25 protein-coding genes are annotated in these 25,321 nt (G+C 69.9%); 11 read left to right on the top strand and 14 right to left on the bottom strand.

All coding sequences use genetic code 11. From position 1 onward, the window contains the following. Positions 1-17: 17 nt before the first annotated feature. The 3 genes from AC07VM_RS00545 to AC07VM_RS00535 are packed head-to-tail and all read right to left on the bottom strand — an operon-like array spanning position 18 to position 1,566. Positions 18-695, bottom strand: coding sequence for a dienelactone hydrolase family protein (locus tag AC07VM_RS00545; protein ID WP_494909573.1), 678 nt, complete (start codon positions 693-695; stop codon positions 18-20). 55 nt (positions 696-750) lie between these two features. Beyond that, a complete protein-coding gene (locus AC07VM_RS00540) occupies positions 751-1,230 on the bottom strand; it encodes a hypothetical protein (RefSeq protein WP_494909572.1) in 480 nt (159 codons plus the stop codon). 9 nt (positions 1,231-1,239) lie between these two features. Then, on the bottom strand, positions 1,240-1,566 hold the full coding sequence (locus AC07VM_RS00535) for a hypothetical protein (RefSeq protein ID WP_494909570.1): 327 nt from the start codon (positions 1,564-1,566) through the stop codon (positions 1,240-1,242). Positions 1,567-1,888: 322 nt separating this feature from the next. Here AC07VM_RS00535 and AC07VM_RS00530 point away from each other — a divergent pair, with 322 nt between their 5' ends. The 10 genes from AC07VM_RS00530 to AC07VM_RS00485 all read left to right on the top strand — a co-directional run bounded on the left by AC07VM_RS00530 (position 1,889) and on the right by AC07VM_RS00485 (position 13,383). Beyond that, positions 1,889-3,004 carry a mannose-1-phosphate guanylyltransferase gene (locus AC07VM_RS00530; RefSeq protein ID WP_267415258.1) on the top strand — a complete coding sequence of 372 codons (1,116 nt, stop codon included), beginning with the start codon at positions 1,889-1,891 and terminating at the stop codon, positions 3,002-3,004. Between the two features lie 160 nt (positions 3,005-3,164). After that, positions 3,165-4,286 carry a BMP family lipoprotein gene (locus tag AC07VM_RS00525; protein WP_267415257.1) on the top strand — a complete coding sequence of 374 codons (1,122 nt, stop codon included), beginning with the start codon at positions 3,165-3,167 and terminating at the stop codon, positions 4,284-4,286. A gap of 108 nt (positions 4,287-4,394) precedes the next feature. Further along, a complete protein-coding gene (locus AC07VM_RS00520) occupies positions 4,395-5,909 on the top strand; it encodes an ABC transporter ATP-binding protein (protein ID WP_267415256.1) in 1,515 nt (504 codons plus the stop codon). Then, on the top strand, positions 5,906-7,225 hold the full coding sequence (locus AC07VM_RS00515) for an ABC transporter permease (protein ID WP_267415254.1): 1,320 nt from the start codon (positions 5,906-5,908) through the stop codon (positions 7,223-7,225). The genes AC07VM_RS00520 and AC07VM_RS00515 overlap by 4 nt, the downstream gene beginning before the upstream one ends. Then, entirely contained in the window at positions 7,225-8,508 is a 1,284-nt protein-coding gene (locus AC07VM_RS00510) for an ABC transporter permease (protein ID WP_416383345.1), read from the top strand. The genes AC07VM_RS00515 and AC07VM_RS00510 overlap by 1 nt, the downstream gene beginning before the upstream one ends. A 27-nt stretch (positions 8,509-8,535) precedes the next feature. Further along, positions 8,536-8,934, top strand: a complete 399-nt coding sequence (locus tag AC07VM_RS00505) for a cytidine deaminase (RefSeq protein WP_017828470.1) — start codon at positions 8,536-8,538, stop codon at positions 8,932-8,934. Then, positions 8,931-10,226 carry a thymidine phosphorylase gene (locus tag AC07VM_RS00500; RefSeq protein WP_267415252.1) on the top strand — a complete coding sequence of 432 codons (1,296 nt, stop codon included), beginning with the start codon at positions 8,931-8,933 and terminating at the stop codon, positions 10,224-10,226. The genes AC07VM_RS00505 and AC07VM_RS00500 overlap by 4 nt, the downstream gene beginning before the upstream one ends. 50 nt (positions 10,227-10,276) lie before the next feature. After that, on the top strand, positions 10,277-11,392 hold the full coding sequence (locus AC07VM_RS00495) for an adenosine deaminase (RefSeq protein ID WP_267415251.1): 1,116 nt from the start codon (positions 10,277-10,279) through the stop codon (positions 11,390-11,392). A gap of 2 nt (positions 11,393-11,394) precedes the next feature. Further along, positions 11,395-12,507, top strand: a complete 1,113-nt coding sequence (locus tag AC07VM_RS00490) for a polysaccharide deacetylase family protein (RefSeq protein ID WP_494909567.1) — start codon at positions 11,395-11,397, stop codon at positions 12,505-12,507. Between the two features lie 27 nt (positions 12,508-12,534). Continuing rightward, positions 12,535-13,383, top strand: a complete 849-nt coding sequence (locus tag AC07VM_RS00485; RefSeq protein WP_494909565.1) for a carbohydrate kinase family protein — start codon at positions 12,535-12,537, stop codon at positions 13,381-13,383. Between the two features lie 45 nt (positions 13,384-13,428). On the opposite strand, the gene AC07VM_RS00480 is transcribed toward AC07VM_RS00485, so the two are convergent. The 10 genes from AC07VM_RS00480 to AC07VM_RS00435 all read right to left on the bottom strand — a co-directional run bounded on the left by AC07VM_RS00480 (position 13,429) and on the right by AC07VM_RS00435 (position 22,956). Continuing rightward, positions 13,429-14,175 (bottom strand): alpha/beta hydrolase, encoded by a 747-nt coding sequence (locus tag AC07VM_RS00480; protein WP_494909563.1) that lies wholly within the window; start codon positions 14,173-14,175, stop codon positions 13,429-13,431. A gap of 9 nt (positions 14,176-14,184) precedes the next feature. Next, on the bottom strand, positions 14,185-15,150 hold the full coding sequence (locus AC07VM_RS00475) for an SDR family oxidoreductase (RefSeq protein ID WP_494909562.1): 966 nt from the start codon (positions 15,148-15,150) through the stop codon (positions 14,185-14,187). Further along, the gene (locus AC07VM_RS00470; protein WP_494909561.1) at positions 15,150-16,100 is read right to left on the bottom strand and encodes a bile acid:sodium symporter family protein; all 951 of its coding nucleotides are present in this window, start codon (positions 16,098-16,100) and stop codon (positions 15,150-15,152) included. The genes AC07VM_RS00475 and AC07VM_RS00470 overlap by 1 nt, the downstream gene beginning before the upstream one ends. After that, positions 16,097-17,389: a flavin-containing monooxygenase gene (locus tag AC07VM_RS00465; RefSeq protein WP_494909560.1), complete on the bottom strand. Its 1,293-nt coding sequence runs from the start codon at positions 17,387-17,389 to the stop codon at positions 16,097-16,099. The genes AC07VM_RS00470 and AC07VM_RS00465 overlap by 4 nt, the downstream gene beginning before the upstream one ends. A gap of 85 nt (positions 17,390-17,474) precedes the next feature. Next, a complete protein-coding gene (locus AC07VM_RS00460; RefSeq protein WP_494909559.1) occupies positions 17,475-18,632 on the bottom strand; it encodes a mannitol-1-phosphate 5-dehydrogenase in 1,158 nt (385 codons plus the stop codon). Beyond that, entirely contained in the window at positions 18,629-19,063 is a 435-nt protein-coding gene (locus tag AC07VM_RS00455) for a PTS mannitol transporter subunit IIA (RefSeq protein ID WP_267415243.1), read from the bottom strand. Before AC07VM_RS00455 ends, AC07VM_RS00460 begins: the two co-directional genes overlap by 4 nt. Beyond that, complete coding sequence (locus tag AC07VM_RS00450) at positions 19,060-20,682, bottom strand: PTS mannitol transporter subunit IIBC (protein WP_494909558.1); 1,623 nt, start codon at positions 20,680-20,682, stop codon at positions 19,060-19,062. Before AC07VM_RS00450 ends, AC07VM_RS00455 begins: the two co-directional genes overlap by 4 nt. Next, positions 20,679-22,364, bottom strand: coding sequence for a phosphoenolpyruvate--protein phosphotransferase (gene ptsP / locus AC07VM_RS00445; RefSeq protein WP_494909557.1), 1,686 nt, complete (start codon positions 22,362-22,364; stop codon positions 20,679-20,681). Before ptsP ends, AC07VM_RS00450 begins: the two co-directional genes overlap by 4 nt. Next, a complete protein-coding gene (locus AC07VM_RS00440; RefSeq protein ID WP_267415239.1) occupies positions 22,361-22,642 on the bottom strand; it encodes an HPr family phosphocarrier protein in 282 nt (93 codons plus the stop codon). The genes ptsP and AC07VM_RS00440 overlap by 4 nt, the downstream gene beginning before the upstream one ends. Then, positions 22,639-22,956: a PTS sugar transporter subunit IIB gene (locus tag AC07VM_RS00435; RefSeq protein WP_494909556.1), complete on the bottom strand. Its 318-nt coding sequence runs from the start codon at positions 22,954-22,956 to the stop codon at positions 22,639-22,641. The genes AC07VM_RS00440 and AC07VM_RS00435 overlap by 4 nt, the downstream gene beginning before the upstream one ends. A gap of 168 nt (positions 22,957-23,124) precedes the next feature. Here AC07VM_RS00435 and AC07VM_RS00430 point away from each other — a divergent pair, with 168 nt between their 5' ends. Beyond that, positions 23,125-25,047, top strand: coding sequence for a BglG family transcription antiterminator (locus AC07VM_RS00430; RefSeq protein ID WP_494909555.1), 1,923 nt, complete (start codon positions 23,125-23,127; stop codon positions 25,045-25,047). A gap of 9 nt (positions 25,048-25,056) precedes the next feature. On the opposite strand, the gene AC07VM_RS00425 is transcribed toward AC07VM_RS00430, so the two are convergent. Further along, a complete protein-coding gene (locus tag AC07VM_RS00425; RefSeq protein ID WP_267415236.1) occupies positions 25,057-25,320 on the bottom strand; it encodes an HPr family phosphocarrier protein in 264 nt (87 codons plus the stop codon). Position 25,321: the final 1 nt, after the last annotated feature.

Below are 25,321 nucleotides of genomic sequence, written 5' to 3'. Positions count from 1 at the left end.
CCCGGACCAGCGCGGCCTCAAGGGTGAGGCGCTGGATCCTCCATGTTCTGGTTCGAGAAGCCGTCGCGGTGCTCGAGCCAGTCGGCTGCGCGGAGAGCCACGTCCTTCGCGGTCTCTTCGTTCCATTCAGGGCTCTGTGTGTCCAGCGCTTCATCGGCGACCTCCCCGTACACGACCACCTGGTGCAGGACCCCCGCATCGGACATCGCTTCGTGGACATCGTGATGGCTGTCGCTGGCGATTCGGTCAGTCTCCAAGTTCAGCGAGAGCGTCGCGACCGCCAGGCCTCGGTTGAAGTCCAAGTTAGGAATTCCGGGCACGTCGACGGTGACAGCGGCGACGAGGCCGTCAGGTGGAGAGGCCAGAACCCTCCAGACCTCCGCCGCGTCATGGCCGACAGCGAGGAGAGCGACAAGATGATCGCGTGTGGTGCGGTCCCGGTCGAGCGCCCGCATCGCCTCCTCGATGGATTCTCTGATCGTGGACGCATCGGCCGCGTCCCGGATCGGCACGATTCGCATGCCCCGGGATTCGATCTCTTCGATCATGTAGCCGATGTCGGCCGGTTTCTCCCCAGGGCCGTGCACGTTCGCCACGATGACAATGTGATTCGAACTGGCGACGGCGTGTTCTGTCTGCCCTTCTTTCGGGGAGGGACCGGCGGCGGTGCAGCCCGACAGGATCAGACCTGTCATGACTGCGGCTGCGGCAGCCGCACGAACGCGCGATGCGGACCGACGAAACCCCACGTCAATCCACCTCCTCGTCGTGCTCGGCGCGCTCGAAGCCGACCTGCACCGTGGGTGGAATGTTCCGGCGTTTGGCCGTTGTCCCGGCATGGACTGCAAGACCTACGACGACATTCCCGTCGGACCAGTTGGACCACACCTCGTCGGACGGGAGGGAGTCGAATCTACGAACCGTCAGAAGGTGGTTCAAGATCTGCTCTCGCAGCATCTCAGCCGCGGCGACGGTTGAAGCCTCGATGATGAGGCCGAGCTCGATCCCACGTTCCGGTGAGGATGTTGTCCACAGGGAGGCGCCGAGCGACCTCACGCCCGGCGCCTCCGGAGCTCTCCAATGCCGTTCCTCTTCGACACGGTCGGAACTGGTGGGGGCCGGTGTCCATCCGAGCGCAGTGAGCGTAGCGGACACGCGCTCCTGTCCCCGACGTTCTTCCGGGGCAAGGGCGAGGTCGAGGACGGGTTGCACGTCACGGAGAGTCAGCATGCGAATCCTCTACACGCCTTCAAGCGTCAAGAGGCGGCTGTCGCTGTCCTTGACGACCATGGTGCCGTTGACCACTCGATCAGTGCTGCAGAACCCGTACACGTACAGCCAGAAGCGTCCGTTGTCCTGCTTGACCGATGTGCACCAGTAGTTGTCGATATTGTGGCCCACGTCGCGAAGCCACTTCCCTCGGTTCTCGCACGTCTGCTTGCTGTAAAAGTGGTTCTCGTAGAGTCGGTACCCCGACGGCGGACGGCTGTTCGCCGGCACTCTGATCGATGCGGGGTCGACGACGGTCTGTGTGCCCGCCGGGACGAGGTTCGATTGGCTTGACACGATAGAAACCCCCGTCGAGGCGGGTGGCTTCTGATCGGCTGAGGCCGGTGTGGGTGTCGCGGGTCCGGTGAGGACTATCGCCGCGAGCACGAGGGCACCCGCTCCATGAGCTGTGACACTGCGAATACGCATTGCATTTCTCCTTTCGACCACGTCTGCGTGGCGTCGTGACAGCCGCCGTCATCGGCGGCTTGCGGGCGAGTGTGCGCGTTGTCGACGCGATTCGTGTTTTTTGGTCATATTGGTCTCGGGAGGACGGACGGTGGAGTGCGAGCCCCGGGCGGTCTGAGCCGGTCAGAACGGTGCGGGCTACCCTGGCAGGGTGAGCGCACCCATCAAGGATTTCTACGCAGTGATTCCCGCCGGCGGCATCGGCAGCCGGCTGTGGCCGCTGTCCCGTGCGGACGCCCCGAAGTTCCTGCACGACCTCACCGGCTCGGGCCACTCCCTGCTGCGCGACACCTGGGACCGTCTCGAACCGCTCACCGGCGCCGACCGGATCGCCGTCGTCACCGGACGCGCGCACCGCGCCGCCGTCGAGGCGGAGCTCCCCGGCATCGCCGACCTCAACGTCTTCCTCGAGTCCGAGCCGCGCGAGTCCGCTGCAGCCATCGGGCTCGCCGCTGCCATCCTCCATCGCCGCGAACCCGACGTGATCATCGGCTCCTTCAGCGCCGACCACGTGATCCGCAGCACCCGCGTTTTCGAGTTCGCCGTGCGCGACGCCGTCGAGGTCGCCCGCGAGGGATACATCTGCACCATCGGGATCACGCCGACCGAGCCCGCGATCGGCTTCGGCTACATCAAGAAGGGCCCGGAGCTCGTGGTCGACGGCGCACGCGAGGCCGCGCTCGTGGAGAGCTTCGTGGAGAAGCCCGACCTGGAGACGGCGAAGGAGTACCTCGCCGACCGCGGGTACCTCTGGAACGCGGGCATGTTCATCGCCCGGGCGAGCGTGCTGCTGGACGAGCTCGCCGCGAACGAGCCGGAGCTGCATGCCGGGCTCCTGGAACTCGCCGAGGCGTGGGACGACCGGGACCGCCGCGGACCCGCGGTCGATCGGATCTGGCCGCGGCTGAAGAAGATCGCCATCGACTACGCGGTCGCCGAGCCCGCGGCCCGTCGCGGACGCCTCGCCGTCGTCCCCGGTCACTTCGACTGGGACGACGTGGGCGACTTCGCCTCGCTGACCAAGCTCATCAACAATGGCAGGAAGAACGACCTCGCCGTCCTCGGCCCGAACGCGCGCGTGCTCACCGACGGCGCGAGCGGGATCCTGGTGAGCCAGACCTCGCGGGTCATCAGCCTCGTGGGGGTGCAGGACATCGTCGTGGTCGACACCCCGGACGCCCTGCTGGTGACCACCGTCGAGCACGCGCAGCGCGTGAAGGGCGTGGTGGAGTCGCTGAAGCTCACCGGTCGCGGCGACGTGCTCTGACACCTGCGCCGATGAGCACCGCCTCACGCTCATCGGCTGGCTTGATTTCAGCTTGGTAACCATTGGTCAGCACTCACGGCGCGAGCGTGCACAAAAGCCGAAACAGTAGGTAACTTTGAGCGATCCGCGATGGCCGCGGTTTCGTTGAGGGAGGCATCAGTTGACCATCTCCACCACCAAGAAGCTGCTCGGCGTCACCGTCGCCGCGGGCGTCATCTTCGCACTCGCCGGCTGCGGCCAGGCGCCGACCGACAAGCCCGCAGGCTCTGAGAAGCCGGTCGACTCCGACTTCCTCCCCTGCCTCGTCTCCGACGCGGGCGGCTGGAACGACAAGTCGTTCAACCAGTCGGCCAAGGAGGGCATGGACAGCGCCGCCAAGGAGCTGGGCATCAAGCCCCTCGAGTTCGAGTCCGCGAACGACAACGACTACGCGCCGAACCTCGAGACCGCGGTCTCCGAGGGCTGCTCGCTCATCGTCTCCGTCGGCTTCAAGCTCTCGGCCGCCACGGTCGAGTCCGCGCTCGCGAACCCCGACCTCGACTACGCGATCATCGACGACTGGGCCGACAACGACTTCGACGGCACGGTCGACGCTCCGAACATCAAGCCGCTGGTCTTCGACACGGCTCAGGCTGCTTACCTCGGTGGCTACGCCGCCGCGTCCTGGTCCGCCCAGAGCGGTGTGAACAAGGTCGGCACCTTCGGCGGAATGCAGATCCCGTCGGTCGCCGTGTTCATGGACGGCTACCAGCTCGGTGTCGAGAAGTACAACGAGGACAAGTCCGCATCGGTCCAGGTCTTCGGCTGGGACGAGGCGACGCAGAAGGGCTCCTTCACGGGTGGCTTCGACGCGAACGACACGGCCAAGCAGACCGCACAGGGCGTGCTCGACCAGGGCGTCGACGTGATCCTCCCGGTCGGCGGTCCCGTCTACCAGAGCGCGGCTGCGGCGATCGCCGACAGCGGCAAGGACACGCTGATGCTCGGCGTCGACAGCGACCTCGCGGTCGCCGACCCGAACGTCGCCGGCATCACGCTGGTCTCGATCATGAAGGCCATCGACGTGGCTGTGAAGGACGCGACCATGGCCGCGGCCAAGGGCGAGTTCGACCCGGCCCCGTACGTGGGCACGCTCGAGAACGAGGGCGTCAAGCTCTCCGGCTTCGGCGACTTCGAGTCGAAGCTCCCGGAGGGGCTGACCGACGAGCTCAAGACCCTGCAGGAGCAGATCATCTCGGGCGACATCAAGGTGGAGTCCCCGAACTCCCCGACCTCCAAGTAAATCCGTCGCAGTTCCCGCACGGGGCGAGTGGTGAGCAGGCTGCCACTCGCCCCGTGCCGTGGACGGACGATGATTCTCCTGGATGACTCTTCTGGATAAGGTGCAGATATGAAGCTCGAACTTCGCGGCATCACCAAGCGATTCGGCACCCTCGTTGCCAACGATCACATCGATCTGGTGGTCGAACCGGGTGAGATCCACGCGCTGCTCGGTGAGAACGGCGCAGGCAAGTCCACCCTCATGAACGTGCTCTACGGCCTGTATCAGGCCGACGAGGGCGAGATCCTCCTCGACGACGAGGTGCAGCGCTTCCGCGGTCCCGGTGACGCGATGGCTGCGGGGATCGGCATGGTCCACCAGCACTTCATGCTCGTCCCGGTGTTCACCGTGGCCGAGAACGTGATGCTGGGTCACGAGCAGACCAAGGCGCTCGGCACGCTCGACATCGCGAAGGCGCGAGAGCATGTGCGATCGGTCGCGGCCCGGTTCGGATTCGACATCGATCCCGACGCGCTCGTCGGCGATCTCCCCGTCGGCGTGCAGCAGCGCGTCGAGATCATCAAGGCGCTGTCGCGCGACGCGAAGGTGCTCGTGTTCGACGAGCCGACCGCGGTGCTCACGCCGCAGGAGACCGACGAGCTGATGGGCATCATGCGCCAGCTCCGCGACGAGGGCACGGCGATCGTGTTCATCACGCACAAGCTCCGCGAGGTCCGCGAGGTCGCCGACAAGATCACGATCGTCCGCCTCGGCAAGGTCGTGGGCGAGGCTTCCCCCACGGCGACGAACTCCGAACTGGCATCGCTCATGGTCGGCCGCGCGGTCGAGCTCACGGTGCACAAGGAGCCGCCCCGCCTGGGTGAGGGCGGTTTCGAGGTGAAGGACCTGCGCGTGCTGACTCCCGCGGGCGCGATCGTCGTCGACGGCGTCGACTTCGCCGTCCGCCCCGGAGAGGTGCTCGCGATCGCGGGCGTCCAGGGCAACGGCCAGACCGAGCTGGTGGAGGCCATCGTCGGTCTCGCCGCCCGTGTCGAGGGCAGCATCCAGCTCGACGGCAAGGAGCTCGTCGGCCGGAGCGTGCGCGCCATCCTCGACGCCGGTGTCGGCTTCGTCCCGGAGGACCGCACGGAAGACGGCCTCGTCGCCGGCTTCTCGGTGGCGGAGAACCTGATCCTCGACCGCTCCGACGACCCGGCGTTCAGCCGCGCGGGCACGCTGCGCCGCTCGGCGCTCGACGAGTTCGCCCGGGCGCGCATCGCGGAGTACGACATCCGCACGCAGGGTCCGGAGACTCCCGCGGGCACGCTGTCCGGCGGAAACCAGCAGAAGGTCGTGATCGCCCGCGAGATGAGCCGCGACCTGCGGCTGCTCGTCGCGGCGCAGCCGACCCGTGGAGTGGACGTCGGCTCGATCGAGTTCATCCACAAGCGGATCATCGAGACCCGGGATGCGGGCGTGCCCGTGATCGTCGTCTCCACGGAGCTCGACGAGGTCGCAGCTCTCGCCGATCGGATCGCGGTCATGTACCGCGGCACCATCGTCGGCATCGTCCCCGGCGACACGCCTCGGGAGACGCTCGGACTCATGATGGCCGGAGCGGCCGAAGGGGAGGTGGCCGCGTGAGCGGTACGACGCCCGGCGCAGGTGATGTGACCAAGGGGATCCCTCCGCAGGAGCTCGCGACGAGCACCGGAACGGTCCCGCGCGATCCCGCCGACGTGCCTCCGCCCCCGCGCGGCAACGTCATCCTCAAGGAGATCCTCCGCGGCAACGCGGTCACCACGATCCTCGCGATCGTGCTGGCGCTGATCGTCGGCGGCATCCTCATCGCCTTCACGAACGAAGACGTGCAGGCGGCATCCGTCTACTTCTTCGCGCAGCCCGGTGACACGTTCGTCGCCGCCTGGAACGCCGTGTACAACGGCTACGAGGCGCTCTTCCGCGGTGCGATCTTCAACGCCCGCGGCGCGGACTTCGCGGCGCAGATCCGCCCGCTGACCAACACGCTCGGCTTCGCGGCCCCGCTGATCGCGGCCGGCCTCGGCGTCGCGCTGGCGTTCCGCGTCGGCCTGTTCAACATCGGTGCGCGCGGCCAGATGCTCATCGGTGTCGCGGTCGCGGCGCTGCTGACGTTCTCGCTCGACCTGCCGATCTGGCTGCACATCCCGGTCACGCTGATCGCGGGCATCGCCGGCGGTGCGCTCTGGGGCGCCATCGCGGGACTCATCAAGGCGCGCACCGGCGCGCACGAGGTGATCCTCACGATCATGCTCAACTACATCGCGTACTACCTGCTGCTGTGGATGATCCGCACTCCGGGCCTGCTGCAGAAGCCGGGGACGAACCAGGCACTCGGCTCCGCGACGCCGCAGAGCGCGCAGTTCCCGACGCTGCTCGGACCGCAGTTCCCGCTGCTCGACCTGGGCTTCGTGATCGTGATCGTGGCGACCCTGTTCGTGTGGTGGCTCATCGAGCGGTCCTCGCTCGGCATGCGGATGCGCGCCGTGGGCGAGAACCCGCACGCCGCACGCGCCGCCGGCATCAGCGTGCAGCGCATCTACGTGTACGCGATGCTGTTCGCCGGTGGACTGGCGGGCCTCGCCGGGATGAACCAGATCCAGGGCGCGGTCACCACGGGTGTCACCGAGACCATCGACGCCGGCATCGGCTTCGACGCGATCACCGTCGCCCTCCTCGGACGCAGCCGCGCCTGGGGGACCTTCGCCGCCGGCATCCTGTTCGGCGCGCTCAAGGCGGGTTCCTTCTCGATGCAGGCGCAGAACATCCCGGTCGACATCGTGCTCGTGGTCCAGTCCCTCGTCGTGCTGTTCATCGCCGCGCCGCCGCTGCTGCGCTCGGTGTTCTTCCTTCCGAAGACCGACGTGGAGAAGGCGGCCAGGCTCAGAGCCAAGGCCGCGAAGAAGGCGGTGACGGCATGATGTCCCTCGTGCAGACCCAGGCGGCTGACGGCACCGTGCAGCTCGCCACCGTGAAGGAGCGTCACCTCAAGGCGCCGATCGTGCTCGCCGCGGCCGCCGCGCTGCTGGCGCTGCTCTTCCTCGCCGTGCCGCGTGACGGCATCAGCACCTTCCGGCTCTCCGACCCCTCGTCGGCGCTCGCGCTGCCGGACGTGGCGCTGCCGACGGCCTCGACCTTCTGGGTCGTGTTCGGCATCCTGGTGGTCCTGACGGTCGGAGCGTTCCTCCGGGCGTGGACCTACCGTGCACCCGGGCTCTGGCTGGTCATCGCCTACAGCGTCCTGGCCGTCTTCGCGTTCCTCGTGTGGGCCTCGGCCGGCGGACTCGTTCCCGTCACCAGCCTGCTGTTCGGTGCGGTGTCGCTGTCGGTGCCGCTCGTGTTCGGCGCCCTGGGCGGCGTCATCGGCGAACGTGCCGGTGTGGTCAACGTCGCGATCGAGGGGCAGCTGCTCCTCGGCGCGTTCTCCGCCGCACTGCTCTCCAGCATCACCGGCAACCCGTTCGTCGGCCTCGTCGGAGCGATGATCGGCGGTGTCCTGGTGGCCAGCGTGCTCGCCGCATTCGCGATCAAGTACCTCGTCGAGCAGGTCATCGTCGGTGTCGTGCTGAACGTCCTCGTCACCGGGCTCACCGGGTTCCTCTACGGCGCGCTGCTCGCGCCGAACGAGCAGACGCTGAACACCCCGGTGCGGTTCCCGCGCTTCGAGATCCCGCTGCTCAGCGACATCCCGATCATCGGACCGGTGCTGTTCAACCAGACGTTCATCGGGTACCTGATGTTCATCACCGTCGCCGTCGTGGCCTGGGGCCTGTACCGCACCCGCTGGGGTCTGCGGCTGCGTGCCGTCGGCGAGCACCCGCAGGCCGCCGACACGGTCGGCATCAAGGTCAACCCGACGCGCTTCTGGAACGTGCTGCTCGCCGGTGCGATCGCGGGCATGGGCGGCGCGTACTTCACGCTGGTCTCGGTGCCGCAGTTCGGCAAGGACATGACCGCCGGGCTCGGCTTCATCGCCCTCGCCGCGGTCATCTTCGGACGCTGGGACCCGATCCGTGCGACGCTCGCGGCACTGCTCTTCGGCTTCGCGACCAACCTGCAGAACCTGCTGTCGATCCTGAAGACGCCCATCCCCGGCGAGTTCATGCTGATGCTGCCCTACGTCGTGACGCTGCTCGCGGTCGCCGGGTTCGCCGGGCAGATCAAGGCCCCTGCCGCCGACGGCAAGCCGTACATCAAGTCCTAGGTCGGTCGGGAAGAGAGAAGCATCGCAATGACGGACATCGACTGGGACGAGCTGCGCCAGGTCGCCACGGATGCCATGACGAAGGCGTACGCGCCGTACTCGCGCTATCGCGTGGGGGCGGCGGCGCTCGTCGGCGACGGACGCATCGTGGCCGGCTGCAACGTGGAGAACGCGTCGTACGGCGTGACGCTCTGCGCCGAGTGCGCGCTGGTGGGCGACCTGCACATGTCCGGCGGCGGCCAGCTCGTCGCCTTCGTGTGCGTCAACAACGAGGGGCAGACGATCATGCCGTGCGGACGCTGTCGCCAGCTGCTGTTCGAGCATGCGATGCCCGGGATGCTCCTGGAGACGGTCTCCGGCATCCGCACGATCGACGAGGTGCTGCCCGATGCGTTCGGGCCGCGCGACCTGGAGGAAGCACGATGACGACGGTGGAGCCTTTCGACGCGGTGGACGTGATCCGCGCCAAGCGCGACGGCGGTGTCGTCCCCGAGGCGGCGCTGCGCTGGATGATCGACGCGTACACGCGCGGCTACGTCTCCGATGCGCAGATGGCCTCGTTCGCGATGGCGATCTTCCAGCGCGGCATGGAGCGCGACGAGATCCGCGTGCTGACCGACGCGATGATCGCGTCGGGGGAGCGGATGAGCTTCGCGTCCCTCGGCAAGCGCACGGTCGACAAGCACTCGACGGGCGGGGTCGGTGACAAGATCACCCTTCCGCTCGCTCCTCTGGTCGCGGCGTTCGGCGTGGCCGTGCCGCAGCTGAGCGGACGCGGCCTCGGTCACACCGGCGGCACGCTCGACAAGCTCGAGTCGATCCCGGGCTGGCGCGCGGCGCTCAGCAACGAGGAGATGTTCGCGCAGATGCAGGGCGACGTCGGCGCGGTCATCTGCGCCGCGGGTTCGGGCCTCGCCCCCGCGGACAAGAAGCTCTATGCGCTCCGCGACGTGACCGGCACGGTCGAGGCGATCCCGCTGATCGCGTCGAGCATCATGTCGAAGAAGATCGCGGAGGGCACCGACGCTCTGGTGCTGGACGTGAAGTTCGGCTCCGGCGCCTTCATGCAGGACATCGATCGCGCCCGCGAGCTCGCTCGCACCATGGTCGCGCTCGGCACCGACTCCGGCGTCGCGACGACCGCCCTCCTGACCGACATGAACGTCCCGCTCGGCCTCGCGATCGGCAACGCCAACGAGGTGCGCGAGTCGGTCGAGATCCTCGCCGGCGGCGGTCCCGCCGACGTGCGCGAGCTGACGCTGGCCCTCGCCCGGGAGATGCTCGCCCTCGCCGGACAGCCGGACGCCGATGTGGAGGCCGCGCTCGACGACGGCCGCGCCATGGACAGCTGGAAGGCCATGATCCGCGCGCAGGACGGCGACCCGGACGCGGCGCTGCCGACGGCGAGGGAGACGCACGTCGTGACGGCTCCGGCCGACGGCGTGATCACGCGCATGGACGCGCTCCCGTTCGGCGTGGCCGCATGGCGGCTCGGTGCCGGACGTGCCAGGGCCGAGGACCCGGTGGTCTTCGAGGCCGGCATCGACCTGCACGCGAAGCCGGGCGACCGCGTCGTCGCCGGGCAGCCGCTCTTCACGCTGTCCGCCGCGGATGAGGCGCGTTTCCCGCGTGCTATCGACGCGCTCGACGGCGCGTGGGAGATCGGCGACGAGGCACCGGAGACCGGTCCCATCGTGCGGGAGCGCATCACGGCGTGACGGCGGACCGCTAGCCTGAACTGAGCACATCCGCGACCGAGAGGATCACCATGTCGATCGATGCGAACGGCGACGTCACGCTGCAGGGCGTCTCCCTGCGGAGCCTCCCGAAGGTGTCGCTGCACGACCACCTCGACGGGGCTCTGCGCCCGGCGACGATCATCGAGCTCGCGGACGCGATCGGACTGGAGACCCCGGAGACCGATCCGGCCGCCCTCGGCACCTGGTTCGCGAAGCAGAGCGACTCGGGCTCGCTGGTGGAGTACCTCAAGACCTTCGACCTGACGACGGCCGTCATGCAGACGAAGGAGGGCCTGACCCGCGTCGCGCGCGAGTTCGTGCAGGACCTCGCTGCGGACGGCGTCGTGTACGGCGAGGTGCGCTGGGCGCCGGAGCAGCATCTGTCCCGTGGCCTCACGCTCGAGCAGACCGTCGAAGCCGTGCAGCAGGGGATCGAGGAGGGTGAGGACGCCGCCGACCGCGACGGCCGCAGCATCCGCGTCGGTCAGCTGATCACGGCCATGCGTCACACCGATCGTGCCCGGGAGATCGCGGAGCTCGCGGTCGGCTTCCGCGGACGCGGTGCGGTGGGCTTCGACATCGCCGGTCCCGAGGACGGCTTCCCGCCGTCGAACCACCGCGCGGCCTTCGACTACCTCGCCGAGAACTTCTTCCCCGTGACGGTGCATGCCGGTGAGGCGGCCGGGCTCGCCTCGATCCGCTCGGCGCTCCTGGACGGCCGCGCCCTCCGGCTCGGCCACGGCGTGCGCATCGCCGAAGACCTCCAGGTCGTCACGCAGGAGGGCGACGAGGTGCAGGTGCAGTTCGGCGACCTGGCCCGCTGGGTGCGCGACCGTGAGATCCCGCTGGAGCTGTCGCCGTCCTCGAACCTGCAGACCGGCGCGATCTCCGCGTGGGGCAACACGCTGGTCGATCACCCGTTCGATCTGCTGTACCAGCTCGGATTCGCGGTGACCGTGAACGTCGACAACCGCACGATGAGCGCCACGTCGCTCACGCGCGAGCTGGCCCTGCTCGTGGAGGCCTTCGAGTACGACCTCGACGACCTCGAGACCTTCCAGTTCAACGCCGCCGCGGCGGCGTTCCTCCCCGTGGAGGAGCGGGAGGAGCTCGTGGAGATGATCGCCGAGGGATTCGACATCTGATCGTGGCTTCCGGGGGGAGGCGACGCGGGGGCGTCATCGCGATCATCACGGCGGCGGTCGTCCTCGTCGGGGGCGGAGCCGCGGCGTTCGCATGGTTCCACCGTGCTCCCGCGGAGGCCGAGGCGAAGCCGACCCCGACGACGAGCCCCTCGCCGACCCCGCCGCCGCTGACCCCCGCGGAACAGCTCCTCGCGGACGCCGACGATCCGCTCGCGTGCGCCGTCACCTTCATGGGCGAGGGTGCCCCGGCCGACCCGCAGCTCCAGTCGCAGGCGGGCCTCTACCAGGCGCTCCCGATCCCGCTCGTGGACGGACGGGTGTTCGCCGGCTGGTACGCGAGCGCGGCGGACGCGACCGCCCTCACGGTCGCCGCCCGGGTGAACGGCGCCGATCCGGTCGTGTGCGACGACCAGCAGATCGAGCTGTTCGCCGCGTGGAAGACCCCGGAGCAGAATGTCGCCGACGGCGTGCACGTGCCGATCCTCATGTACCACCAGTTCACCGAGAATCCGGACGGCGAGAAGGGCTGGCTGCGCGGGAACTACGCGTACATCGGCGACTTCGACGCCCAGATGAACCACATCGCCACCACCGGCTTCTACCTGCCGACGTGGGACGAGCTCAGCGCCTTCATCGACGGTCGGCTCTCGCTCCCCGCCCGCAGCGTGATCATCACGGACGACGACGCCGACCAGACCTGGTTCGATCTCGCGGCGCCGGTCGTGGCGAAGCACAAGCTCCTCTCGACATCCTTCATGGTCACGGCCTACCGCTCCGACCCGCCTCCGTCGATGTACGTGCTTCGTCGCTCGCACACGCACGACATGCACCGCGCCGGCGACAACGGCGACGGACTGATGGTGAACTGGAGCGCCGACCAGATCGCCGCCGACCTGAACCTCTCGGGCGACACCCTGGGTGTGCGCGAGGTCATCGCCTATCCGTTCGGGCACTACAACGACACGGCGAAGCAGGGCGTCCGGCAGGCCGGCTATGAGATGGCGCGGACCATCGAGCCGGGCACGGTGCAGATCGGCACGGACAAGCTCGCACTCCCCGTCGTGCGCATCGACTACGGCATGGGGCTGGACGCTCTGGTGTCGCGCATCGGCTGACCCGGGCGGAGACGGCAGGATGGTCGCATGCCCGCCTCCGTCTTCCTCGCCGGTCCCGCCTCCTGGAACCGGATCGTCGTGCTCGATCATCTGCCCGAGCCCGTGCCGCACATGCAGTTCGCGGAGGAGAGCTGGGAGACGGTCGGCGGGACCAGCGCCGGCAAGGCGCTCAGCCTGACCGGGCTGGGCAGGTCGACGCAGCTCTACGCCCTGGCGGGGACGGATGCCGAGGGCGACGCGGTGCGCGCAGCCCTGCAGACGGCCGGGGTCCCGGTGCACTGGGGTTCAGGTGTCACGGAGCGGCACCTGAACCTGATGACCCGTGCGGGCGCCCGGGTGTCGCTGTACCTCTCGACGCCGGAGGCGACCACCGGCGAGGACGACGCCTGGGTGCGGGGCGCGATGGCGGCGGCCGATGCGATCGTGCTCGACCTCGCGGCGGAGCCCCTGCGCCTCCTGCCGCTCGCCGGGGAGACCGGCACACCCCTCTGGGTGGACGTGCACGACTACGACGGAGCGGCCGCGTTCCACCGGCCGTTCCTGGAGGCCGCGGACGCGGTGTTCTGCAATGCGGACCGCCTCGGCGATCCGATCGCCTTCCTGCGCTCGCGCATCGCGGCCGGCGCGCGGCTCGCGGTGTGCACGCTCGGTGCGGACGGCGCCGTCGCGATCGACGAGACGGGCGCCGAGTACCGGGTGCGTGCCGTGCCCGTCGAGGTGGTCGACACCAACGGCGCGGGGGACGCCTTCCTCGCCGGGGTGCTGGATGCGCGGCTGCACGGCACCGATGTCGCGACCGCGCTCGAAGCCGGGGCCCGCACGGCCGCGACGGTCCTCGGCTCACGGCACCTGCATCCGCTGCTGGACGCGCGCTGACGAACCTCCGCTGCCGGCGCGCTCGTACCGGTGCGGACCTACGGATCAGCGGGCGAGAGGCTCGAGGAAGGCATCGGCGAGGCGGGTGACCTCCGCATGCATGTCCTCGGTCGAGATCGTCGGAGTGCCGTCCCCGGCCTGGGGTCCGTAGTCCCCGAAGGACGCGTGCGAGGCACCGTCGATCTCGACCATCTCGGCGTCTGCGGGCAGCTGGTCCCGCGCGTCGGCGATCTTCTCCGGTGTGGACAGGCCGTCGTCGCTGCCGGACAGGCTGAGCACGGGAAGGCCGCTCTCCGAGAGATCGTTCGCGCAGTAGGACGCGAACAGCAGCAGCGCATCGGCGTCCTCCGCGAGCTGGCACGCGCGCACGCCGCCGAGCGAGTGCCCTCCCACGCCCCAGACGTCGATGTCGGGCGCGGCCGAGGTGAAGGCGTCGAGTCCGCGCGGGTCGAAGAATGCGAGGTTGAGCCACGGGCGGGTGATCACGACCGTGGTCCCGTCCTCCGCGAGTCCCTGGAGGATCGCGGCGTACGCCCACGGGTCGACCTTCGCGCCGGGGATGAACACCAGTCCGAGGTCGGATTCCCCATCGGCGGGAGCGAGCACGATGCCCTGCTCGGCGTCCGTCACCGTGATCGCCGGGTTCTCCCGCACGCTCGCGAGCGGGTCGGGCTCCGCGGCCATGACGCCGATCTGGGTGTAGGCCAGGGTGCCCCCGACCGCGAGGACGAGCACGATGGCGACAGCCCATAGCACCCGTCTCAGGATCCGGCCGCGACGCTTCTTCTGCACGGGTCAACGCTACTCGGTGATGCGGTCCTCGCGGACGACGCCGGGATGTGTGCGCAGGTACTCCTCGAACGCCTCGTGCGTCGTGCGACGCGGCGTCCATCCGAACTCCTCCTTCAGACGCCGATTCGCGAGCACCGGGCGGTACCGGAGGAACGGGACCTTCTCCGGCCCGTGCGGCGTCAGGCGCAGCGACCGTCCGATGCGCAGCGCGGTCGACAGCGCCCACGCCGGGAGGACGAGCTGCGGCTTGCCCAGACGCGCGGCGATCTCCGGAACGGTCATGCGCCCGTCACCGGCGACGTTGTAGATGCCGGGAGGGCCTTCGGTCGCGGCACGCACCATCGCCGCCGCGACGTCGTCGACCCAGATGAAGACGAAGGGGGACGCGGAGCCGGCGATGCGGAGGATCCGCCTCCCGTCCCAGAGCGCGGTGATCTGGTTGCGCACGGTCGGGCCGAGGATCGTGCCGATGCGGAAGATCACCTGCTCGAGCTCCGGATGCGCGACGCGGTGTTCGGCGAGCATCTCCTCGACCAGGCGCTTGTGGCGGGAGTACGGGAACGCGTCGTTGCCGCGCAGAGGCTGCGTCTCGTCGACCCAGTCCGGGTTGTCGGCGTGGTACCCGTAGGCGGCGCCGGAGCTGGAGACCACGATCCGGCGGACACCCGCGTCGACGCACGCGGCCAGCACGTTCGCCGTGCCGGTCACGTCGACGCGGTACTCCTGTGCGACGTCGCGGCCCGGATTCACGATCGCCGCGAGGTGCACCACCGTGTCGATGCGGTGCTGCCGGAGCAGGGGCGCGATCGCCGCGGCATCCGTCACGTCGAGGAGCGCGCCGGTCACGCCGTCGCCGGACGTCTCGGCGCGGAGGTCGGCCGCGACCACGAGCTCGACGTCGGTGCGGGCGGCCAGCGCCCGCGCCACGTGCGAGCCGAGGAAGCCGGCGCCGCCCGTGATCAGGATCCGCGGCATCACGCGGCCTCGACCGTGGTGCGGCCGCTGGCGTCGCCGGTCGACGATCCTGTGCGCCTCCGGGTGTGCCGTGCCCAGAGTCCGGCGAGGACGAGCCCGGCGATGATGTCCCAGATGCCCCACCATCCGGCGACGACGGCCATCCCGCCCAGCCCGTCGAAGAACAGGAACACCAGACCGAGCCCGAGCCCGGCGTTGCGGATGCCCACCTCGAAGGTCATGGCCTTGCGCTCCCGGGTGCCGAGGCCGCCGACGACGGCCGTGCCGTAGCCGAGGGCGAGGGCGACCGCGTCGTGCACCGCGACCACCAGGAGGATGATGCCGAGGACCTGCACGAACACCGCCCAGTTGCCGACCAGGGCGGCGATGATGAACCCGAGCAGCGCGAGGAGGCTGAACCATTTCACGAACGGCTGCACGCGGGCGCTGAAACCCGGGGCCTTCGCGCGCAGCAGGAGCCCGAGCGCGAACGGCAGGCCGACGATGAGCAGGATCTCGAGCAGCATCCGCCACGGGTCGACGGCGACATCGCGCAGCAGCGTGCGCGCGGTCGGGTGCAGCGAGCCCCAGAACGTGATGCTGAGCGGCATCGCGAAGATGTAGATGAGGTTTCCCACCGCGGTGAGCGAGACGGACAGGGCGACGTTGCCGCCCGCGCGATGGGTGAGCACCTGCGAGATGTTGCCCGGCGGGCAGCAGGCGACCAGCAGCATCCCCAGCGCCATCGACGGCGGGACCGGCAGCACCAGGGTCAGCAGGAACGTCGCGATCGGCAGCAGGAGCAGCTGCGCGAGGATCGCGATGGCGAACGGCTTCGGATGCTTCGCCACGACCCGGAAGTCGCTCGGCGAGGTGTCCAGAGCGATGCCGAACATGATCAGCCCGAGCACCACGTTGAGGATCGTCAGGGTGCCGGGCGTGAACGAGAGGACGACGTCGTCGACGTTCATGCCGACGCCTCCAGCGCGCTCTTCTCGCGCCGCACCGCGCCGCGGTACGCGTCTTTGTTCACGTAGTACGCCATCCGGTCCAGGCCGAGGTAGTGGTAGCCGCCGGTCACGTCGGGCCAGGCCGTCCCCGTCACACGGTCGCGGAAGCGCGCGGCGCGGGACGCGTCGTTCTCTGCGGCGTCCAGATACGCCGCGAGGAGCTCCGCCTGCTCGTACCGCCCCTGCCAGCCGATGCCGGACGCCTCGATCATGCCCATCACGTAGAGGCCGTTGAACGATGCGGGGAACACGTTCAGGAACAGCCGGGGAGAGGCGCCCTGCCAGTGCAGGTGCTCCCGGTCGACGAACGGGTAGTCAAGGGTGTAGCCGGTGGCGAGGAGCACGAGGTCGTAGTCGTCGGCGCTGCCGTCGCGGAAGTGCACGGTCGATCCGTCGAAGCGGTCGATGTCGGGGCGGATGCGCAGATCGCCCTGTCCGAGGTGGTTCAGGATCAGGGTGTTCACGATCGGGTGCGATTCGTAGATGCGGTAGTCGGGCTTCGGGAAGCCGAACCGCACGGGGTCGCCGGTGAACGCCCGCAGCACCCGGCTGTCGACCGCCTGCTTGATCCGCGCCGGGAGCGGACGGCCCTGGTTCAGGGTGTCGCTGGGCTTGCCGAACAGGTAGCGGGGCACGAAGTAGTACCCGCGGCGCACGCTCATGTCGACCGAGACGGCATGGTGCACGGCGTCCACCGCGATGTCGCAGCCGGAGTTGCCGGCGCCGATCAGCAGCACGCGCCTGCCACGGAGCTGCTCGGGGGACTTGTAGGCGCTGGTGTGCAGGAGCTCGCCGGTGAACGAGCCCCGGAACGTCGGCACGTTCGGCTCCGCGAGCGTCCCGTTCGCGAGGACGACGCCGGCGTACCAGCGGGTCTCCTCGCCTTCGGGGCCGACGCCGGTGAGATCCCAGCCGCCGTCCCGCGGCTCGAGGCGCGTGACCCTCGTGTCGAACCGGAACAGCGCGGTCAGTCCGAAGCGGGCGGCGTACTCCGCGAAGTACTCCCGCAGCACCCGGTGTCCGGGATAGTCGACCCGCGACCTCATCGGGAACTCGGCGAACTCGGTCGTCGTGCGCGACGAGATCAGGTGCGCCGACTCGTACATGGTGCTGCGCGGATTGGTGATGTCCCAGAGCCCGCCCACTCCGTGCGAGGCCTCGTAGCCGTCGACGACGATCCCGCGCTTGTGCAGCGCACGCGCCGCAGCCAACCCGGACGGACCCGCGCCGATCACGGCGTATCTGCTCATACTGCTCCCCGCACGTCGCTGTGCTCGAAAAACGCCCCCGCCCACCGATCGTATCGGGTGAGCGGGGGCGTCGACGTGTGCCGGATCAGGCGGTCCCGAGGTGCTGTCGCCGAGCCGCGACGGCCTCCCGGATCAGCGGGAACAGCGGATGCTCGGGGTCGAGCCCCGTCGCCCGGGCCGTGAACGCGGTCGGATCCTCCGCGCGGAGCAGCTCCTGCAGCTCGACCGACTGCTCGTCGGCCGGGTCGTCGAACTCGAGCGCTGCCGAGACCGCCGCGACGAGGGCCGCGGTGGGCAGTCCGCGCTCCGCCGCCATCGCGGCCGGGCCGATGAAGCGCTCGTGCCGCGAGATCTTGCGCAGCGGCTGACGGCCGACCCGCTGCACCGTGTCGACGAGAGCGGGGTTGCGGAACCGGTCCAGGATCGTGGCGCGGTACACCGCGAGGTCCGCCGGGTCCAGGCCGTGCTCGGCGACCAGCACCGCCGAGGTCTCCTCCAGCGCCGCGGACACGCTCGCCGCGATGCCCGGGTCCGCCAGCGCGTCCGAGATGCGTTCGATGCCCGCCCGGGCCCCGAAGTATGCGGTCGCGGCATGCCCCGTGTTCACCGTGAAGAGCTTGCGCTCGATGTAGGGCGCCAGGTCGTCGACGAAGTGCGCGCCGGGGATGTTCGGCAGGGCGCCACCGAACGGGCCGGACTCGATCGCCCATTCGAAGTAGGGCTCGACGGTGACGTCGACCCCCGCCCCCTCCGGTTGCGCGGGCACGATGCGGTCGACCGCGGTGTTGGCGAAGACCGCGCGGGCGAGCAGCTGCTCGGCATCCGCTCCCGCCGCCGCGACGATCTCGCGGCGCAGCTGATCGGTGGCGCCGATCGCGTTCTCGCACGCCATCACCTGGAGAGGCGCGGCGTCGGGGGAGCGGAGCGCGAGTCCGGCGACGATCGACGGTGCGACGAACCGCAGTACCGTCGGCCCGACGGCGGTGGTGACGACGTCCGCGGACGCGACCTCCTCCGCCACCGCCGCAGGGTCGGTCCGGCTGTTCACCGCCCGGAAGCCGGTGACGACGTGATCGGTCCCTCCGGGGCCGGCCTCGTGCACGGTGTACGAGTCGACCGCGTTGATCGCGTCGACCAGCGCATCCGCGACATCGGAGAACACCAGCTCGTACCCGCCCTGGCGCAGCAGCAGGCCGACGAACCCCCGTCCGATGTTGCCCGCCCCGAAGTGGACCGCCTTCATCCTTCGTTCACCTCCGACAGGAGGGCGTAGAGCTCCTCCGGGGTCTGCGCCGCCGCGAGCCGCGCCACGTCGTCCTCCTCCGAGAACAGGATGGCGATGCGGGAGAGGATCTCCAGGTGCTCGTCGCCGACGCCGGCGATGCCGATCACGAACGTGGCCGGTTCCCCCGCCCAGTCGACGCCGCCGTCGTAGCGGACGACCGAGAGGGCCGAGGCGAGGATCGTGTCCTTCGCGTCGTTCGTGCCGTGCGGGATCGCCAGGCCGTTGCCCATGAAGGTCGACACCGTCTCCTCGCGCTGACGCATGGCGTCGACGTAGGCGGGGGTGACCGCTCCCGCCGCGACGAGGATGTCCGTCGCCTCCTGGAGGGCGTCATCCCGCGTCGCACCTCCGGGGTGGATGCGGACCTGCTCGGGGGAGAGAACGCTCATTCTGTTTCCTTTCGCTGCGCTCGGACCATCTCGACGACCTCTTCGTACTTGGGCGAGTTCATGAAGTTGTCGACGGACACGTGGATCGAGTTCGGCGACTTCGAGGTCGCGCGCTCGGTGAGCTGCTGCTGCGTGATCACGACGTCGGCCGTTCCGTCGAGGTTCGCGATCGCCTGGTTGGTGACGTTCACGTCCTCGATGCCCGCCTTCTTGAGCTTGTTGCGCAGCACGCTGGCGCCCATCGCGGACGATCCCATGCCGGCATCGCACGCGAACACGATGCGCTCGATCGGCGTGGTGGCGATGGCCGTCGTGGCCGGTGCCGAGCCTTCCGGAGCGGCGCCCGCCGTCGACGTGCGCAGCGCGTCCATCGCGGCGGAGGACTTGCCCTTGTTGGCCTCGGTCTGCGCGATCGCGGCGCCGAACGTGTCACCCTCGGCCTCGAGGTCGCGCTTGTGGGAGGCCCGCAGGAACACGGCCGTCAGCAGGAACGTCACGGCAGCGGCCAGCACGACCGACAGGTACACGACGAGGAGGTTGCCGAGCCCGCCCGCCGCCGGTGCCACCGCCGCGGCGGTGACCGCGATGATGCTTCCCGGGGCGGCGGGGAAGGCGAGGCCGCCGTTGAGCAGCATGTTCGTCGTGACACCCGTGGCACCACCCGCGATGAGCGCGAGGATGGTGATCGGCTTGCTCAGCGCGTACGGGAAGTAGATCTCGTGGATGCCGCCGAAGAACTGGATGATCGCGGCGCCCGGCGCGGACGCCTTCGCGGCACCGACGCCGAAGAAGCTGAACGCGAGCAGCAGACCGATTCCGGGGCCGGGGTTCGCCTCGATGAGGAACAGGATCGACTTGCCGGCCTCCTCGACCTGCTGGAGACCCAGGGGAGTGAACACACCGTGGTTGATGGCGTTGTTGAGGAACAGCACCTTCGCCGGCTCGACGATGACCGAGAGCAGCGGCAGCAGCTGGTAGCTCACGAGCCAGTCCACGATCGTGCCGAGGAACGTGCTCACCGCGAGCATCACCGGGCCGAACACGAAGAACCCGACGATCGCGAGCAGCATGCCGAGGATGCCGGCGGAGAAGTTGTTCACCAGCATCTCGAAGCCGGGGCGGATCTTCCCGTCCCACAGCCTGTCCATCTGCTTGGTGATCCAGGCCGCGAGCGGGCCCATGATCATGGCGCCGAGGAACATCGGGATGTTGGTGCCGACGATCACGCCCATCGTGGCGATGACGGCGACCACGCCGCCGCGCTCGCCGTAGATCATGCGTCCGCCGGTGTTGGCGATCAGCAGCGGCAGCAGGTAGGTGACCATCGGTCCGACCAGACCGACGTACTGCGGGAAGGTGCCGCCGTCCTCGGCCTCGGCGAGGGCCGTCATGGCTCCCTGCCAGCCGACCACGTCGGCGTTGCCGAAGCCGCCGAGGAGGTCGGCGACCGGATGCCACCATCCCAGCCAGCCGACCGCGATGAACAGCATCGTGATGAAGCCCCAGGCGATGAAGGCTGCGATGTTCGGCATGACCATGCCGGAGAGGAACGTGCCGAATCGCTGCACGCCCACGCGGAGACCGCCGGGTTTCGTGGCGGCAGGTGACGTCGTCGTCATGATGTCGTCTCTTTCTTGTGAGGGGGGAGGTCCGCGGCGAGTGCCGCCACGGCGGTGCGGGCGGATGCCGCGCCGTCTGCGGCGAGGGCGACCTCGGCGAGACGTCGGGCACCGTCCAGGGTGTGTGCGGAGAGGGTGTGCCGCACATCGGCCAGGGCCGAGGGCGCCATCGAGAGGCTCGTCGCTCCGAGGCCGACGAGCACGACCGCGAGCAGCGGATCGGCCGCGGCCTCGCCGCAGATGCCGACCGGCTTGTCCAGACGTGCGCCGGCATCGCCGACCTCGCGCACCAGGCGGAGGACGGCGGGGTGCCAGGGGTCCTGGAACCCGGCGACGGAGCCGAGCATGCGGTCGGCCGCCATCGTGTACTGGGTGAGGTCGTTGGTGCCGATCGAGGCGAAGTCCGCGTGCGCGAGCACCCGGTCGGCGAGCAGGGCGCTCGCGGGGATCTCCACCATCACGCCCGCCGTCTTCAGCCCGTACTCCCGGGCGAGGGTCGTGAAGTACACGGTCTCCTCGACCGTGGCCACCATCGGCGCCATCACCCAGAGATCGGCCCCGGTCTCGGCATCCGCCTCCGCGAGCGCGGTGAGCTGCTCGCGCAGGATGTCCTCGCTGGCCCGCAGGGCACGGAGGCCGCGGAGTCCGAGCGCCGGGTTCTCCTCGTGCGCGTCGTTGAGGAACGCCAGCGGCTTGTCGGCACCGGCGTCCAGCAGCCGCACCACGACCTTCTTGCCCGGGAAGGCGGCCAGCAGCTCCCGGTAGGACTCGCGCTGCTGGGCGATCGTCGGCGCCTGGGCCGAGGAGAGGAACAGGAACTCGGTGCGGAACAGCCCGACGCCCTCGGCCCCCCGAGCGACCGCATCGGCGGCGTCTGCAGGCTTTCCCAGATTCGCGAGCAGCGCGACAGGCGTGCCGTCGGCGAGGGCGCCGGGAGTCAGGGGAGCGCTGTCCGCCGACCGGCGGGCGGCCGCGCGCTCGGTGGCGCGGGCCTTCTCGTCGTCGGTCGGCTCGCGCGTGACCACGCCCGCGGCAGCGTCGACGATCACGGTCTCGCCGGTGGCGAGCGCGCCGCCGTCGGTGACCCCGACGATCGCGACGATCCCCTTCTCCCTGGCGAGGATCGCGGTGTGCGAGGTGGGCCCGCCGTCGGTCGTGATGAGCGCGAGGACCTGATCCAGATCGAGCAGGGCGGTGTCGGCGGGAGCGAGGTCCCGCGCCACCAGGACGAAGGGATGCCCGGGATCGGGGACGCCGGGTGCGTCGACCCCGCGGAGGTGCGCGAGCACCCGCTGAGCGATGTCGTCGAGGTCGGCGGCGCGCTCGCCGAGGTAGCCGCCGACGGCTTCGAGCGTGGCCCGGAAGCCGGCGAACGCATCGTGCACGGCCCATTCGGCGGTCGCGCCGGCGTCGATCCGGGTGTCGACCTCGTCCTGCAGGGTCGGGTCCTCGGCGATCATGGCCTGCGCCTCGAGCACCTCCTGCGCCGATCCGCCCGCCGCTGCGCCGCGCTCGTTGAGTTCGCGTGCGACGATCTCGACGGCCGAGCGCACGCGGGTGCGCTCGGCTTCGGCGCCTGCCGTGCTCGGGGTGTTCTCCGGCGCGGGCATCGCCTCGGCCATGCGGACGATCGGCCCCTGTGCGACACCGAGACCGATCCCCACCCCGCGCAGCTCGCTCATCCGGCGGCGTCCTGATCGTGGTCGGTGGTGAGCAGCTCGGTGAGCGTGTCCAGCACGTTCTCCGCGCCGTCGCCGTCCGCCGTGAGAGTCACGTAGTCGCCGTACTCGATCGCGAGCGCGATGACGCCGAGGATGCTGGCCGCGTTGACCGGCTTGCCCGAGTCCTTGGCGATCGTGACGGCGATGCCGGAGTCCTTCGCCGCCTGCGCGAACAGCTTCGCGGGGCGGGCGTGCAATCCGTGCGAGGAGCCGATCCGGACGGTGCGGGTGGCGGTCATGATGTTCCTTTCGGGGTGTCGCCGGCGGCGGCGAGGATCGATCGGGCGAAGTCGAGCGTGCGGGATCCGTCACGGTCGGCGAAGACGTCGTCCGGCAGCACCGCGACGGGCGCGCCCGCGCTGCTGCGGATGGCGTCCAGGCGGTCGCTCAGGTGGGGGCCGACGAGGACGAGGTCGTGATCGGAGTCGGAGAGGGAGGCCTCCATGCCGGCCGCCGCGTCCCAGTCGAGACCGGCCGCTGCCGCCGCACGGCGGAGTCGTTGCGCGACGAACGTGCTCGACGCACCGGCGCCGCACACCACGAGGATCCTCATCGATGCCACCTTCCTGAGAACAGTCTGTGAACGGAGGGACCTCGTCCGCCAACACGTTCCTTTCCGCCCCCGCGGAACGGTGCTTTCCGCCTGAGCATCGCGGCATGCTGACATGATGGAGAGCACGTCGAGACAGCGCGGTCAGCACGCGGGGAAGTCGGAGGGATCATGTCGCGCCAGCGCCAGGACCAGCTCCTCTCGACCCTGCTGCGCCAGGAGGGGTGGGCGACGGCGTCGAGCCTCGCCGACCTGCTGGGAGTCACTCCTCGCAGCATCCGCTCCTACGTGGCCGCCCTGAACGCGCGCACACCGGGGGCCGCGGTGATCGAGTCCGGACCGGCCGGATACCGCGCGGGACCCGGTGCCCGCGGCGCGCTCCGCATGCGTCAGTCGGGGGAGTCGGCGCCCCGCGATCGCCTGCACGCTCTCGTGCGGCTGCTGCTGGACGAGCCGGCCGGGATCGATGTCTTCGACACCGCCGATGAGCTGCACGTCAGCGAGGCGACGGTGGAAGCCGACCTGGTGCGGGTGCGGGGGCTGCTCGACGGCACCGATCTCGCGCTCGAGCGCGACCGGGAGAACGTGCGCCTGCACGGCAACGAGGCGGCGCAGCGGCGCCTGCTCAGCCGTCTGGCGCACGATGAGATGGACGTCGCCTCCTTCCACCCGGAGACCTTCCGCCGCGCGCTCTCCGGCTCCGCCGTCGCCGCCAGCGCGGTCGGTCCGTTCAAGTCGGCGCTGGTGCGGGAGCTCGGCGAACTCGGCTACTACGTCAACGAACTGGCGATCGCGGACGTGCTGCTCCATATCGCCATCGCGGCGGAGCGGGTCGCGGCCGGACACGCGCTCGACTCCTCGCCTGCCGGCGCCCGCGAGGAGATCCCGCGCGTGGGGGCGGTCATCGCGCACCTGGCCAAGGAGCACTTCTCGGTCGTCCTCGGCGACGGTGACAGCGGGCACCTCGCCTCCTTGGTGCTGACCCGCATCGTCGCGCCCGGCGAGGCCGCCACCCGCGAGGTCGCGCGCAGCGGCGTGGACCCGGCGGTCGAGGCGGCGGTGCGCGCGGAGATCGCCCGTGCCGCCGAGGACTTCCAGGTCGATCTCGTCGACGAGACGTTCGTGCTCCGGCTCGCGCTGCACGTGCAGAACCTGCTGCGCCGGGCGGAGGAGAGCGCGCTGACGCGCAATCCGCTCACCCGCTCGCTCAAGACGACCTACCCGATGATCTTCGAGGTGGCCGTCTCGATCGCGAGCGGTCTGCACGATCGGGTGGGCACGCCCATCCACGACGACGAGATCGCCTACATCGCCATGCACGTGGGCGGGCGCCTGGAGCGCAGCCGCAAGGCCGAGTCGATCCTCACCGCCACGATCGTCTGCCCCGGCTACCACGAGCTGCACGAACTGCTCCGCTCCAGCGTCGACCGCTCCCTGGGGTCGGCCATCGAGGTCACGACCGTCGTCACGAACGTCGACCCCGACTGGGCGTCCTTCGACACCGATCTCGTGCTGAGCACGATCGAGCCGGGCGGTGCGGGCGACCGGTTCGTGCGCATCCAGCCGTTCCTCACCGACGCCGACGTCGACCGGATCCAGCAGGCGGCGGCGCGCGTCCGCCGGGGACGCCGGCTCACCCGTCTCCGCGGCGAGCTGGCGCGCTACTTCCTGGCGGACGCGTACGTCTTCCCGCTCCCGGACGAGGGGGAGGAGGCGATCATCCGCCGTCTCGGAGGGCTCCTGGTGCAGGCGGGCCTGATCGGCGAGGACTACATCGACAACACCATCGTGCGCGAGCAGATGTCGTCGACGGCGTTCACCGACGCCCTCGCGGTGCCGCACGCCCTCCAGATGACGGCCACCCGCACCGCGATCGCGATCGGCGTGGCCGACGGGTCGGCCGCGTGGGGCGGCGGGCGCGTGCAGGTCGTCGCCCTCGCCGCGTTCAGCGAGAGCGACCGCGCGGCGTTCCAGACTGTCTTCGAGCAGCTCGTCGAGGTGTTCAGCGAGCGCGACAGCGTGCAGCGGATCGTCCGCAGGGGAACGACCTTCGAGGCGTTCCTCGACGAGCTGGTCGCCGTGATCGACGGCTGACCGCCGACCTCACTCGCGCGGGTCGAGCACCTCGGCGAGCTGGTCGAGGACGGCCTCCGACGTGTCGGAGGCCGCCGTCTCGAGCACCACCGCGTCGCCGGAGGCGATCCCGAGGTCCATCACCGCCAGCACGCTGCTCAGATCGACCGTCGTGCCGTCGACCGTGCGCAGGGTCACCGGGGACCCGTGCGACTGCGCCAGGCGCACCAGCTCCGCCACCGGGCGGGCATGGGCGCCGTTGTGCGCGCTGACGACGACGCGACGGACCGGCATG

It is taken from the genome of Microbacterium sp. GW821-FHT01D02 (assembly GCF_059422585.1).
Note: the sequence above shows the minus strand (reverse complement) of the source record. Positions and strands in the feature narration are given on the sequence as shown.

Excerpts from the sequence above, each read along its gene's own strand:
- AC07VM_RS00495 (WP_267415251.1), top strand. The coding sequence starts at position 10,277 with ATGTCGATCGATGCGAACGGCGACGTCACGCTGCAGGGCGTCTCCCTG.
- AC07VM_RS00545 (WP_494909573.1), bottom strand. The coding sequence starts at position 695 with ATGACAGGTCTGATCCTGTCGGGCTGCACCGCCGCCGGTCCCTCCCCG.
- AC07VM_RS00540 (WP_494909572.1), bottom strand. The coding sequence starts at position 1,230 with ATGCTGACTCTCCGTGACGTGCAACCCGTCCTCGACCTCGCCCTTGCC.
- AC07VM_RS00470 (WP_494909561.1), bottom strand. The coding sequence starts at position 16,100 with ATGAACGTCGACGACGTCGTCCTCTCGTTCACGCCCGGCACCCTGACG.
- AC07VM_RS00520 (WP_267415256.1), top strand. The coding sequence starts at position 4,395 with ATGAAGCTCGAACTTCGCGGCATCACCAAGCGATTCGGCACCCTCGTT.
- AC07VM_RS00460 (WP_494909559.1), bottom strand. The coding sequence starts at position 18,632 with ATGAAGGCGGTCCACTTCGGGGCGGGCAACATCGGACGGGGGTTCGTC.
- AC07VM_RS00450 (WP_494909558.1), bottom strand. The coding sequence starts at position 20,682 with ATGACGACGACGTCACCTGCCGCCACGAAACCCGGCGGTCTCCGCGTG.
- AC07VM_RS00425 (WP_267415236.1), bottom strand. The coding sequence starts at position 25,320 with ATGCCGGTCCGTCGCGTCGTCGTCAGCGCGCACAACGGCGCCCATGCC.
- AC07VM_RS00455 (WP_267415243.1), bottom strand. The coding sequence starts at position 19,063 with ATGAGCGTTCTCTCCCCCGAGCAGGTCCGCATCCACCCCGGAGGTGCG.
- AC07VM_RS00485 (WP_494909565.1), top strand. The coding sequence starts at position 12,535 with ATGCCCGCCTCCGTCTTCCTCGCCGGTCCCGCCTCCTGGAACCGGATC.
- AC07VM_RS00435 (WP_494909556.1), bottom strand. The coding sequence starts at position 22,956 with ATGAGGATCCTCGTGGTGTGCGGCGCCGGTGCGTCGAGCACGTTCGTC.
- AC07VM_RS00430 (WP_494909555.1), top strand. The coding sequence starts at position 23,125 with ATGTCGCGCCAGCGCCAGGACCAGCTCCTCTCGACCCTGCTGCGCCAG.
- AC07VM_RS00500 (WP_267415252.1), top strand. The coding sequence starts at position 8,931 with ATGACGACGGTGGAGCCTTTCGACGCGGTGGACGTGATCCGCGCCAAG.
- AC07VM_RS00510 (WP_416383345.1), top strand. The coding sequence starts at position 7,225 with ATGTCCCTCGTGCAGACCCAGGCGGCTGACGGCACCGTGCAGCTCGCC.
- AC07VM_RS00440 (WP_267415239.1), bottom strand. The coding sequence starts at position 22,642 with ATGACCGCCACCCGCACCGTCCGGATCGGCTCCTCGCACGGATTGCAC.
- AC07VM_RS00505 (WP_017828470.1), top strand. The coding sequence starts at position 8,536 with ATGACGGACATCGACTGGGACGAGCTGCGCCAGGTCGCCACGGATGCC.
- AC07VM_RS00465 (WP_494909560.1), bottom strand. The coding sequence starts at position 17,389 with ATGAGCAGATACGCCGTGATCGGCGCGGGTCCGTCCGGGTTGGCTGCG.
- AC07VM_RS00475 (WP_494909562.1), bottom strand. The coding sequence starts at position 15,150 with ATGCCGCGGATCCTGATCACGGGCGGCGCCGGCTTCCTCGGCTCGCAC.
- ptsP (WP_494909557.1), bottom strand. The coding sequence starts at position 22,364 with ATGAGCGAGCTGCGCGGGGTGGGGATCGGTCTCGGTGTCGCACAGGGG.